General features: G+C 29.5%; 12 protein-coding genes. All 12 read left to right on the top strand.

The annotated features are described in order from the left end of the window. Entirely contained in the window at nucleotides 1–1,278 is a 1,278-nt protein-coding gene (locus ACKGJI_RS08755) for a sugar transferase (RefSeq protein ID WP_458699907.1), read from the top strand. Next, the gene (locus ACKGJI_RS08750; protein WP_458699906.1) at nucleotides 1,275–2,639 is read left to right on the top strand and encodes a phosphomannomutase/phosphoglucomutase; all 1,365 of its coding nucleotides are present in this window, start codon (nucleotides 1,275–1,277) and stop codon (nucleotides 2,637–2,639) included. Before ACKGJI_RS08755 ends, ACKGJI_RS08750 begins: the two co-directional genes overlap by 4 nt. After that, nucleotides 2,636–3,724, top strand: coding sequence for an NAD-dependent epimerase (locus tag ACKGJI_RS08745; protein WP_458699905.1), 1,089 nt, complete (start codon nucleotides 2,636–2,638; stop codon nucleotides 3,722–3,724). Before ACKGJI_RS08750 ends, ACKGJI_RS08745 begins: the two co-directional genes overlap by 4 nt. Beyond that, a complete protein-coding gene (locus ACKGJI_RS08740; RefSeq protein ID WP_458699904.1) occupies nucleotides 3,721–4,962 on the top strand; it encodes a glucose-6-phosphate isomerase in 1,242 nt (413 codons plus the stop codon). The genes ACKGJI_RS08745 and ACKGJI_RS08740 overlap by 4 nt, the downstream gene beginning before the upstream one ends. Beyond that, nucleotides 4,959–5,798: a UTP--glucose-1-phosphate uridylyltransferase GalU gene (gene galU, locus ACKGJI_RS08735; protein WP_458699903.1), complete on the top strand. Its 840-nt coding sequence runs from the start codon at nucleotides 4,959–4,961 to the stop codon at nucleotides 5,796–5,798. Before ACKGJI_RS08740 ends, galU begins: the two co-directional genes overlap by 4 nt. An 83-nt stretch (nucleotides 5,799–5,881) precedes the next feature. Then, nucleotides 5,882–6,130, top strand: coding sequence for a ComEA family DNA-binding protein (locus tag ACKGJI_RS08730; RefSeq protein ID WP_458699902.1), 249 nt, complete (start codon nucleotides 5,882–5,884; stop codon nucleotides 6,128–6,130). Nucleotides 6,131–6,238: 108 nt separating this feature from the next. Then, entirely contained in the window at nucleotides 6,239–7,051 is an 813-nt protein-coding gene (locus ACKGJI_RS08725) for a DNA ligase (RefSeq protein WP_458699901.1), read from the top strand. Further along, the gene (tviB, locus tag ACKGJI_RS08720; RefSeq protein WP_458699900.1) at nucleotides 7,041–8,297 is read left to right on the top strand and encodes a Vi polysaccharide biosynthesis UDP-N-acetylglucosamine C-6 dehydrogenase TviB; all 1,257 of its coding nucleotides are present in this window, start codon (nucleotides 7,041–7,043) and stop codon (nucleotides 8,295–8,297) included. Before ACKGJI_RS08725 ends, tviB begins: the two co-directional genes overlap by 11 nt. Next, nucleotides 8,298–9,989 (top strand): ABC transporter ATP-binding protein/permease, encoded by a 1,692-nt coding sequence (locus tag ACKGJI_RS08715; protein ID WP_458699899.1) that lies wholly within the window; start codon nucleotides 8,298–8,300, stop codon nucleotides 9,987–9,989. Next, nucleotides 9,986–10,840 (top strand): glycosyltransferase family A protein, encoded by an 855-nt coding sequence (locus ACKGJI_RS08710; protein WP_458699898.1) that lies wholly within the window; start codon nucleotides 9,986–9,988, stop codon nucleotides 10,838–10,840. Before ACKGJI_RS08715 ends, ACKGJI_RS08710 begins: the two co-directional genes overlap by 4 nt. Then, complete coding sequence (locus tag ACKGJI_RS08705) at nucleotides 10,837–11,907, top strand: glycosyltransferase family 4 protein (protein ID WP_458699897.1); 1,071 nt, start codon at nucleotides 10,837–10,839, stop codon at nucleotides 11,905–11,907. Before ACKGJI_RS08710 ends, ACKGJI_RS08705 begins: the two co-directional genes overlap by 4 nt. Then, nucleotides 11,900–12,208, top strand: coding sequence for a glycosyltransferase family 2 protein (locus ACKGJI_RS08700; protein WP_458699896.1), 309 nt, complete (start codon nucleotides 11,900–11,902; stop codon nucleotides 12,206–12,208). The genes ACKGJI_RS08705 and ACKGJI_RS08700 overlap by 8 nt, the downstream gene beginning before the upstream one ends.

Raw genomic sequence — 12,208 nt, 5'->3', positions numbered from 1 at the left:
ATGAAAAAGATTATTACAAGTGCTTTATTGGTAGTGCTTGATCTTTTGTTTCTTTTGTTTCTTTTTTTTGTTATAAACAATATTATATTTAACCAAGAAATTTCTTCAAAAATTATTTTAATTTTTGTATTTATTCTTTCACTTTTGTTTATAGGAAAAATTTATATAAATAATTTTGATTTTTGGGAAGAAACAAAAGTTATTTTAAAATCCATACTTTTATCATTCCTTATCCTATCCACATTTTATTTATTTGATTTTTATTTATCAAAAGATATTTTTATATGTTATTTTATAGTACTAATTTTATTATTTCCAATTTATAAAAGAATCATTAAAAGAGTTGTATATATATTTGATTTTTTTAAAACAAGAGTAAAGATTATAGGAAATGAAGAGCAAAAGAATAAATTTGAAAAGGAGTTTTTATTAAATTGGTATCTAGGTTTTAAAGTTGTTAAAGATAATCCAGAAGTTATTTTTGTAGCATCTAAAGATGTTCCTATAAAAAGTATAGAAGCATATATAAGAAGATACTCTAAGTTTATAAGAGATATATATTTACTACCTTATATGGAAAATATTAATTTTTCTCAATCAGAAATTTTAGAGTATTTTAATATAAGAGCATCAGCTATCAAAATGCAAAATAATCTTTTAAAGCCTATAAATTTATTTATTAAGAATTTATTTGAAAAGTTTTTAGTTTTGTTGATTGTGCCATTTTTGTTAATTTTACATTTAGTTATTGTATGTCTTATAAAAAGAGATTCATCAGGAAAGGTTTTTTTTAAACAAAAAAGATTAGGTAAAAATGGCAAAATATTTGAATGTTATAAATACAGAACCATGTATGAAAATGGTGATAGTATTTTACAAGAGTATTTAGAAAAAAATAAATTTGAAAAATTATATTATGACAAATATCATAAATATAAAAATGATCCAAGGATTACTAATGTAGGATATTTCTTAAGAAAAACCTCATTGGATGAAATACCTCAAATTATAAATGTAATAAAAGGTGAAATGAATCTAATCGGGCCAAGACCATATATGCCAAATGAAGAGCACAAAATGAAAAAAGAAATAAATATGATATTAAGAGCTAAACCAGGTATAAGTGGACTTTGGCAGGTTAGTGGTCGCAATGAACTTACATTTGATGAGAGAAAAAAACTAGATGTATGGTACATACAAAATTGGTCATTATGGATGGATATTATTATATTTTTTAAAACATTAAAAGTAGTTGTTTCACGAAAGGGTGCAAGATGAATAATATCTTCAGAGAGTATGACATTAGAGGGATTTTTGAAAAAGAGTTAAATGAACAGGTTGTAAAGCTTATTGGCTATTTTTTAGGTTTACATGTAAAAAAACTTGGTGGGATTGTGGCTATTGGTTATGATGCTAGGAGTCATTCGCCTATATTGCATGATTGGCTTACTAGTGGATTTAACAAGGCTGGTTGTGAAGTGTTGAGTATGGGTCTTGTGGCAACTCCTGTTAATTATTTTTCAAATTATCAAACATTTGATGGAATTAGCCCAAATGCTTCAGTGATGATTACAGGCTCTCACAATCCAAGTGAGTATAATGGATTTAAAATTACTATGGATAAAAAGCCTTTTTTTGGAGAAGATATTTATGCTTTAGGTAGGGAGATTTTAGCAAATCTTGATTTATCGATTGAAGATAATACTACATGTAAAAAAATAGATGCAAAAGTTAGATATATAGATTATTTAGTAAAAGAGTTTGATCATCTACAAGGTTTTGATGTACCTTTTGTTTATGATTGTGGCAATGGTGTAGCTAGTGTTGTTGCTAGTCCTATATTTAAGCGATTGGGTTTTGCTTGTAGAGGACTTTTTGTTAGGCCAGATGGAACTTTTCCAAATCACCATCCAGACCCAACAGTTGAAGAAAATTTAGTTGATATAAAAAAAGAGTTAGCAGGTGATTATGAGTATGGATTTGCATATGATGGAGATGCTGATAGGATTGCTTTTTTGACAAAGAAAAACAATGTCAAAGGTGATATAATGGCAATACTTTTTAGCGAATCAATGAAAAATCCAAAAGTTGTAGGCGAAGTAAAATGTTCTCAAGTGATGTATGATACTATCAACAATTATGGAAAAGCTTACATGTACAAAACTGGTCATAGTAATTTAAAGGTAAAAATCGCTGAAGTAAATGCTGATTTTGCAGCTGAAGTTAGTGGGCATCTGTTTTTCAACGATAAGTATTTTGGTTATGATGATGCAATTTACGCAACTCTTAGGATGATAGAGCTTATAAAAAATGGTTTACATGTAGACAGTAGAATTGCAAAACTTCCTAAAGTTTATTCGACCGAAGAGATAAAAGTAGAAACAACGGAAGATGAAAAGTTTAAGTTGGTAGATAGGGTAAAAGAGTTACTAAAAAACCCTCCAAGTGATTTTCCTAAGATTAAAGAGATTGTGGATGTTGATGGAGTTAGAGTGATATTTGAAGATGGTTGGGGTTTAGTAAGAGCTAGCAATACAACTCCTGTTTTAGTAACTCGTTTTGAATCAACTGATGAAGAAAAAGCAAAACTTTATGAAGAGAAACTAAACGAGCTTATTTTGAAGGCAAAGAGATTATGAAGATTTTAGTAACCGGAACAGCAGGTTTTATTGGAAGCCATTTAGTCTTAAGACTTCTTGAAAGAGGTGATGAGGTTGTAGGATTAGATAATATAAATGACTATTATGACCAAAATGTGAAGTATGGTAGATTAGTAAGAACAGGTATCATTGAGGATTTAAAAGAGGGAGAAGATATAGCCTATAATCAGTTGATTACTAGTAAAAAATATCCAAATTATAAATTTATAAAGCTAAATTTAGAAGATAAAGAAAATCTAGAAAAGCTTTTTAAAGAAGAAAAGTTTGACAAAGTGTGCAATCTAGCGGCCCAAGCTGGTGTTAGATACTCCCTAAGTAATCCTGATGCTTATATACAAAGTAATATCGTAGGGTTTTTAAATATCTTAGAGTGTTGCAGGCATTATGATATCAAACATCTTGCATATGCAAGTAGCTCTAGTGTTTATGGCTTGAATAAAGCTCAACCTTTTAGTACAAGTCACGATGTAAGTCATCCTATCAGTCTTTATGCAGCTAGTAAAAAAAGTAACGAACTTATGGCTCATACTTATTCTCATCTTTATGATATTCCAACAACTGGACTTAGATTTTTTACTGTTTATGGACCATGGGGAAGACCTGATATGGCACTGTTTTTGTTTACAAAAGCTATTATTGAGGGTAAGAGTATAGATGTTTTTAATTATGGTAATATGCAAAGAGATTTTACTTACATCGACGATATAGTAGAAGGTGTTATAAGAGTCATAGATAATCCTCCAAAAGGTGTTAGTGAAGAAAAGATTAATCCATCAAATTCAACTGCTCCATATAAAGTATATAACATAGGAAATAACAATCCAGTAAAGCTTATGGATTTTATAGAAGCATTAGAAAAAAAGCTAGGCAAAACTGCAAAGAAAAATATGTTACCACTTCAAGCAGGAGATGTTCCTAGTACTTATGCTGATGTAAATGACCTCATAGAAGATTTGGATTATAAACCTGAAACTAGTATAGATGAGGGGATTGGTAAGTTTGTGGATTGGTATGTAGATTTTTTTCTCACAGAGAGTGACAAGCACAAGAAGGTGAGATTATGACAAATAAATTATTTTTTGATGTTATGGCAGAAGAGGGTATATATGAAGCTATTTGTGATGAAACAAAAAGCATTGGTTACTACTCTTTGCCTGAGCAAGATTTAAGTGATTTAGAACATTATAAAAAAGAGTTTGAAAAGAAAAACAAAGAAGTAACTCATCTAGTTATCATAGGCATAGGTGGGAGTTCACTTGGCTTAAAAGCGATTTATAGGACTTTAAAAAATATAAAAAATTTTACTAAAAAAATTCATTTTTTAGAAAGCACAGATCCAGTTGCACTAAGAGCTGAGTTAGAAAAAGTAGGATTAAATCATGCTCACTTTTTCATAGTAAGCAAATCAGGAACAACGATTGAAACTATGGCAATATATAAATATATTTTAGAGTTATTAAAAAACAATAATATTAGTGAAGATTACAGATTTACTTATGTGACAGACAAAAATAGCCCGTTAGAAAAACATGCTAAGAGTAAAAAATCTTTTTGCCTAGAGATTCCAAAAAATGTGGGAGGAAGATTTTCAGTTTTATCAAATGTTGGATTAGCTCCTCTTAGTCTTATTGAAGTTGATATAAAATCTTTACTAAAAGGTGCTGGTTTTGTAAAAAATAGTTTTTTTAATGATGGATATTTAAAAGACATACTTCTTAAAAAAGCAACTTATTATGCAAAAAACTCCATGAGATATAACATAAATGCTCTTTTTATATATAGTGAAAGTTTTAAATACTTTGCTGAGTGGTATGTGCAGCTTTGGGGTGAGAGTTTGGGTAAAAAACAACTTCATAGTAGTTTTAATTTAGGTTTAAGTCCAGTAGGATTAATTGGGCCAAAAGATCAGCACTCATTTTTACAACTCATAGTCGAAGGCCTTAGAGATAAAAGCGTAACATTTTTGAAGATAAATAATTTTAATGAGGATTTGAATATACCAAAAATAGAATTAAAAGAGTTAGAAAATTTAAACCTCATTGATAATCTAAGCTTTAATCAACTCATAAACCTACAAGCTGATTCAGTCATGGAAGCACTTGTACAAAAAGGAGATATTCCAGTTGATTTGATTGAGCTTGAAGAAATAGATGAAGAAAATATTGGAAAATTTATATTTTATTATGAGCTATTAACTTCGATTACTGCTAGTCTTATAGGAGTAAATGCATATGATCAACCTGGAGTTGAGGAATCAAAAGTCATACTAAATAAAAAACTAAAAAATAGAGTATTATTATGAAGCAAATCAAAAAATGCCTATTTCCAGCTGCAGGTTATGGAACAAGATTTTTGCCTGCTACAAAAGCAATGCCTAAAGAGATGCTACCAGTTTTAACAAAACCACTTATCCAGTATGGAGTAGAAGAGGCTATAAAAGCAGGCTGTCAAACTATGGCTATAGTAACAGGGCGAGGAAAAAGAGCGATAGAAGATCATTTTGATATAAGTTATGAGTTAGAACACCAAATACAAGGTACTAAAAAAGAGCATTATTTGAATGAAATTAGAGATGTGATAAATAAGTGTACTTTTTCATATACAAGACAGATTGAGATGAAGGGTTTGGGGCATGCGATACTAACTGGAGAAACCCTTATAGGAAATGAGCCATTTGGAGTAATTTTAGCAGATGATTTGTGTGATGGCGATATACTCTCTCAAATGGTAAAAATTTATGAAAAATATAATTGCTGTGTAGTAGCCATTGAAGAAGTTCCTTTTGAAGAGACTAGTAAATACGGGGTAATTGCCGGACATTTGGTAGATGGCAGTGATGATACATATAGAGTTGAGAGTATGGTAGAAAAACCAGATCCAAAAGATGCCCCAAGTAATCTAGCTATTATTGGAAGATATATTCTAACACCTGATATTTTTGAAATCATAAAAGAAACAAAACCTGGAATTGGTGGAGAGATACAAATAACTGATGCACTTTTAGAAATGGCAAAAAAAGGAAAAGTCATAGCATATCAATTTAAAGGTAAAAGATTTGACTGTGGCAGTATAGATGGATTTGTAGAAGCTACTAATTATTTTTATAATAAGACTTTAGAATCTAGTTTACTTGATTAAAAATCAGTCTAATAAAGATAAAATAATAATTATATAAGTTATATTATGTTAATCTCGTGTAAAATTTCATAAGGAGGTACTACATGAGAGTACTATTGGCTTTAATTTTATGTTTTGGTTTTTTATTTGCTAGTGTTGATATCAACAAAGCAGATAAAAAAGAGTTTTCAACTTTAAGTGGGATTGGTATGAAGAAAGCTGAACAAATAGTAGCTTTTAGAGATAAAAATGGTTGTTTTAAATCAGTAGATGATTTAGCAAAAGTTAAAGGTGTCGGCAAAAAAACTATTGAGAAAAACAGAGAAAATCTTACAGTTTCAGAGTGTAAATAGTTTTCTACATGTAAGCCTTATGAAAAGGTTTACATGTTTATATTAGAAGGAATGAATTGAGAAAAAAATTTAAATTTAGAACTTTTGTAAATAGCTTGGTAACACTAAATGATTAGATTTTTTATCTTATTTATTCCTTTTCTTCTTTTTGCTAGTAAACCTAGTTTATTACTTTTAAAAACTTATAAAGACCAAAATATCTCAGGGTGGCTCATGAGTGAAAAACTTGATGGTGTTAGAGCTTATTGGGATGGTAAGAACCTCATAAGCAGAAGAGGTAAAAAATTTAGTGCTCCCATTTGGTTTACAAAAAATTTTCCTCCATTTGAGATTGATGGTGAGCTTTGGAGCAAACGAGGAGATTTTGAAAATATTTCTTCAATAACAAGTAAAAAAACTCCTCGTGATGGATGGAAACAAATAACTTACAATATTTTTGAGGTACCTAACCAAAAAGGTGGATTAAAAAAGAGATTAAAAGTTTTAGAAGACTACTTAAAAGCACATCCAAATAAATATATAAAGATTATAAAACAAACTACATGTAAAGATAAAAAGCACTTAAAATCTTTTTTAAAAGAAGTTGAAAATAAAGGTGGAGAGGGTGTAGTTATAAGAGATCAAAATGCACCTTATATAGATAAAAGAACTTCAAAAGTGTTAAAAGTTAAAAGTTTTAAAGATACAGAGTGTAAAATAACAGCTATAAATCAAGGCAAAGGAAAATATCTACATGTAATGGGATCATTAACTTGCATGTTAGATAATGGCAAAGAGTTTAAGATAGGAAGTGGATTTAGTGATGAGCAACGAAAAAATCCACCTAAAATTGGCTCAATAATAACATTTAAATATAAAGAATTTACAAAATATGGAAAACCAAGATTTCCTGTTTTTTTAAGGGTAAGAGATGAAAGATAAAATAGCAATAATAGGCTTAGGCTATGTAGGACTACCACTAGCTGTAGAATTTGCAAAGAAGTATGAAGTAGTAGGGTTTGATATATATCAAAAAAGAATTGAAGAGCTAGAAAATGCTCACGATAAAACATTAGAACTTACAAGCGAACAATTAAAAGAAGCTATTTCAAATGGTATCAAATTTACTTCTAAGCTAGAAGATATCTCTACATGTAACATTTACATAGTAACAGTTCCAACTCCAATTGATAAAAATAAAAGGCCAGATTTAACTCCTCTTTTAAAAGCAAGTGAAAGTATAGGTAAAGTTCTTAAAAAAGATGATATAGTTATCTATGAAAGCACAGTTTACCCTGGAGCTACTGAAGAAGATTGTGTCCCAGTCTTAGAAAAATTTAGTGGCCTGAAATTTAATCAAGATTTCTTTTGTGGATATTCTCCAGAGAGAATAAATCCAGGAGATAAAAAGCATACAGTAACAAAAATCCTAAAAGTAACTAGCGGAAGTACTCCGAAGATTGCTAAAAAAGTAGATGAGTTGTACAAATCAATAATAACAGCAGGAACTCATAAAGCCCCAAGTATCAAAGTAGCTGAAGCTGCAAAAGTTATAGAAAATAGCCAAAGAGATATAAATATAGCATTTGTAAATGAATTAGCACTGATTTTTAATAAGCTAGGAATTGACACAAATGCAGTTTTGAAAGCCGCTGGAACTAAATGGAACTTTTTGCCATTTAAACCAGGACTTGTAGGAGGTCATTGTATAGGAGTTGATCCATACTATTTAACTCATAAAGCACAAGAAGTTGGTTTTCATCCTGAAATAATACTAGCAGGAAGGCGCATAAATGACAGTATGGGTATATATGTAGCAAACCAAGTAATAAAACTAATGATAAAAAAAGGTCAAAAGATAGAAGGCTCAAAAGTATTGGTATTGGGAATTACCTTTAAAGAAAATTGTCCAGATATAAGAAACTCAAGAGTTATTGATGTGATAAAAGAATTAAAAGAGTTTGGATGCAATGTAGAAGTACAAGATCCATGGGCAGATAAAGATGAAGTAAAAAGAGAATATAATTTAGACTTAATTCAAAATGCACAAATAAACATTCAAAATTACAATGCAGTTGTATTAGCTGTTGCTCATGATGAATTTAAAAGTTTAGATATAAAAACAAATCAAAATCAAGTTATTTATGATATTAAAGGGATTTTGAATGATTGTGATGGTAGGTTGTAATTGATAGAAAAATTAAAGTATTTATTATCTAAAAGAGATAAGCAGTTTTTATTATTTTTATTGTTTTTTTCTATTGTAATTTCTATTGTAGAGACGGTAGGTATATCTGCTATAATGCCTTTTATATCTGTGGCAAATGATTTTACTCTGATAGATACTAATGAGTACTATCATACTGCATACAACCTATTTAGTTTCTCATCAAAGATTGATTTTGTTATATCTTTTGGAGTCGTGTTGATTGTATTTTATATATTTAGAAGTGCTATCAATCTTTTTTATTTTTATATGCTTTCGCGATTTTCAAAAGGAAGGTACCACCTTTTTGCTTATAGACTATTTGAGAACTATCTTGGGATGAGGTATAGAGACTTTATTGAGAGAAGCAGTAGCGATTTAAATAAAGCTATCATCAACGAAGCACAGAATCTAACTACCCTTCTATCTGCTATACTATTTATGTTTAGTGAAGTATTTATAGTTATACTAATATATTCTATGATGATATATGTTAATTGGAAAATAACTATACTTCTAACATGTTTATTGGTGCTCAATGCAATATTTTTAGTAAGAATAATCTCTCCAAAGATAAAAAAAGCCGGAAGTGCTAGAGAAAGCTTTCAAAAGAGATTTTATGAGATTATCAATAGCTCATTTGGCAATTTTAAGATTATGAAGCTAAAAAGTAATAATAAAGAAATTATGGAGAAGTTTGCAGAGGCAAGCTATGGATATGCAAGAACGAATATTATAAACGATACATATTCACACTTTCCAAGACTCTTTTTAGAGGCTGTGGGTTTTAGCATCGTCACTTTTATAGTTATATATCTGGTATATAAGTATCAAAGTGATGTCTCAAACGCTATAGCTCTTATATCTATGTTCGTCTTGGGACTTTACAGACTTATGCCATCGGCAAATAGGATACTGACAAGTTATAATCAGATACTGTTTTATAGAAAATCACTGGATATAATTCACAATGATGTGATATATGATACGGAGAGTTTAGGTATAGATGTTATAGAGTTCAATGAGAGTATAGAGTTAAAGGATATATCGTTTGAGTATATCCACGACAAGCCTATATTAAAAGAGATAAATCTAACAATCTCAAAGGGTACTTCCATAGCCTTTATAGGCGAGAGCGGAAGTGGCAAAAGCACACTGGTGGATTTGATAATAGGTTTGTATAAACCATCTAGCGGAGAGATATGTGTAGATAAGAAAATGCTAAATGAATCGAACATAAAATCATGGAGAAGCAAAATAGGCTATATCCCACAAAATGTTTATCTTTTTGACGGTACAGTGGCTCAAAATGTGGCTTTTGGAAATGAAGTTGATGAAAAAAAGGTACAAGAGGTACTAAAACAGGCTAATATATTTGATTTTTTAGAACTTCATCAAGATGGTATCGATACCATTGTAGGAGAGGGTGGCATAAAATTAAGTGGCGGGCAAAAACAGCGTATCGCAATTGCGCGTGCACTTTATAACGATCCAGAGCTTTTGGTACTGGATGAGGCAACATCTGCACTTGATAATGAGACGGAAGCAAAAATAATGGATGAGATTTATGCTATAAGCAGCAATAAGACATTGATTGTCATTGCACACAGATTGAGTACTATCGACAGGTGTGATGTGGTTTATAAATTGAACAATGGAACACTAGTGTCATGAAAAATAATGTTTTTATGACAGTTTTTACACCAACTTTTAATAGAGCAGATAAACTAGATAGAGTATATAAGAGCATTAAAAATCAGACATTACAAAAAATTAATAATAAATATATTTTTGAGTGGATTATTGTTGATGATGGTTCAACTGATAATACAAAAGAATTGGTTGAAAAATGGCAAAAAGAGTCAGATTTTGAAATAAGATACTTTTATCAGAAAAATATGGGAAAACCTCATGCTTCAAGAAAAGGGATAGAAAAAGCAAGAGGGGAATGGTTTTTGTTTTGTGACAGCGATGATGAGTTTTTGCCAGAAACATTTGAAACTTTTTATAGTGTATGGCGTAATTTTACAGAAGAAGAAAAAGCAAAATGCGGAGGCATTGGAGTTTTGTGTCAAGATCAATACGGTAATCGTATAGGGTGTGATTATCCAATAGCTAATAAACTTATTCCGACTTTAGATATTTTTTTCAAATGGAGGGATATAGGATTGGGTGAAACTTGGGCACTTTTAAAAACAGAAAATTTAAAAAAAGCTTTTACTATACCAGATGAAGCAAAAAATTTAAAATTTATACCTGAGAGCTTTTTTTGGAGTAGAATTACATTTGAGATTAAGCCATATTCTTATTTTTTAAATAAAGTATTGAGAATTTATTATAGAAATGAGAGTGATAATATTAGCCAAAATATTAGACAAAAATACCCAGAAGGATTTTTATTTGAATCAAAGTGGTTTGTTGCTCGTTATTGGTGGATGCTTTTTAGATATCCGAAGGTTTATGCGAAGCATTTGTTGAAGGTTATTTATTTTGGATTTTCACTATACAAGGTGATAAAATTATGAAAATAGCATTTATTATCTCATCTCTTGGAAGTGGTGGAGCTGAGAGAGTTTTGACTTTACTTGCTAATGAATTGTCAAAAAAGCATGAAGTATTCATATTGACTTTTTCAAGTGCAGATCCTTTTTATGAACTAGATAGTAAAGTAACACATATAAAATTAGATTTATTAAAACAATCTGAAAATATATTTCAAAGTATAAAAAATAGTATAAAAAGAATTTTTGTGCTTAAAAAAAAGCTAAAAGAGATTAAAGCAGATGTAAATATTTCTTTTATGACTCATACCAATATTTTATCAATTATTGCTTCCAAATTGAATAATCAAAAAATTATTGTTTCTGAAAGAACAATATACGATTTTTATAATTCCAAGATGTTAAATATTTTAAGAAAAATTATATATCCATTTTCTAATGAATTGATTACACAAACAAAATCCGATGCTCAAAATTATAATTTTTCGAATAATATAAAAATTATTTATAATCCGATTAATTTTACTAATAATGATAATGATATTTTATATTCACAAAAACGGGAAATAATTTTGGCAGTTGGAAGGCTTGATAAACAAAAAGGTTTTGATAATTTAATAAGAGCTTATGCTAACATAAAAACTGATTGGAAACTTTATATTGCAGGAGAAGGCAAGGAGAGACAAAATTTAGAAAAATTAATAGAACTGTTGCAATTAAATGATAAGGTAATTTTACTTGGAAATCAAAAAAATATTTTTGAATGGTATGCAAAAGCTTCAATTTTTGTTCTTTCTTCAAGAAAAGAAGGTTTTCCAAATGTTTTAATTGAAGCTATGTCTATGGGGTGTGCGGTAGTTAGCTTTGATTGTCCTTATGGACCAGGTGAGATTATAGAAGATGGTGTTAATGGTATCTTAGTGGGGAATCAAAATATTGAAAAATTAACCAAGTCTATACAACAACTTATAGATGATGAGTCTCTAAGAAAGAGATTATCCAAAGAAGCTGTGAAGGTTCAAGAAAAGTATAGTATTAAAAAAATAGCGAGTGAGTGGGAAAAAGTTATGAAAAAGGTAGTGAATGAGTAGTTATCCAATAGTATCAATAATTGTTCCTACATACAATAGAGCAAATTATTTAAAAGAGTGTCTTGATAGTATAATTAATCAAAATTATCCAAATTTAGAAATAGTAATTACAGATGATAATTCTACAGATGATACAGAAAAAGTTTGTAAAACTTATATCGAAAAATACGATTATATAAAATATGTGAAAAATAAAAAATATCCCCAAGGTCCCAATGGTAATAAAAATAATGGTTTAGATTATTGCACTGGTGAAATAATAGGTATATTTGATGATGATACTATGGTAGAGGTGCTTTAA

The sequence above is a fragment of the Sulfurospirillum sp. 1307 genome (assembly GCF_054408545.1).
This window is presented reverse-complemented; position numbering and strand designations above follow the sequence as displayed.

What these genes read in the sequence shown, in the direction of transcription:
- ACKGJI_RS08755 (WP_458699907.1), top strand. Translation starts at nt 1, where the DNA reads ATGAAAAAGATTATTACAAGTGCTTTATTGGTAGTGCTTGATCTTTTG.
- ACKGJI_RS08750 (WP_458699906.1), top strand. Translation starts at nt 1,275, where the DNA reads ATGAATAATATCTTCAGAGAGTATGACATTAGAGGGATTTTTGAAAAA.
- ACKGJI_RS08745 (WP_458699905.1), top strand. Translation starts at nt 2,636, where the DNA reads ATGAAGATTTTAGTAACCGGAACAGCAGGTTTTATTGGAAGCCATTTA.
- ACKGJI_RS08740 (WP_458699904.1), top strand. Translation starts at nt 3,721, where the DNA reads ATGACAAATAAATTATTTTTTGATGTTATGGCAGAAGAGGGTATATAT.
- galU (WP_458699903.1), top strand. Translation starts at nt 4,959, where the DNA reads ATGAAGCAAATCAAAAAATGCCTATTTCCAGCTGCAGGTTATGGAACA.
- ACKGJI_RS08730 (WP_458699902.1), top strand. Translation starts at nt 5,882, where the DNA reads ATGAGAGTACTATTGGCTTTAATTTTATGTTTTGGTTTTTTATTTGCT.
- ACKGJI_RS08725 (WP_458699901.1), top strand. Translation starts at nt 6,239, where the DNA reads ATGATTAGATTTTTTATCTTATTTATTCCTTTTCTTCTTTTTGCTAGT.
- tviB (WP_458699900.1), top strand. Translation starts at nt 7,041, where the DNA reads ATGAAAGATAAAATAGCAATAATAGGCTTAGGCTATGTAGGACTACCA.
- ACKGJI_RS08710 (WP_458699898.1), top strand. Translation starts at nt 9,986, where the DNA reads ATGAAAAATAATGTTTTTATGACAGTTTTTACACCAACTTTTAATAGA.
- ACKGJI_RS08705 (WP_458699897.1), top strand. Translation starts at nt 10,837, where the DNA reads ATGAAAATAGCATTTATTATCTCATCTCTTGGAAGTGGTGGAGCTGAG.
- ACKGJI_RS08700 (WP_458699896.1), top strand. Translation starts at nt 11,900, where the DNA reads ATGAGTAGTTATCCAATAGTATCAATAATTGTTCCTACATACAATAGA.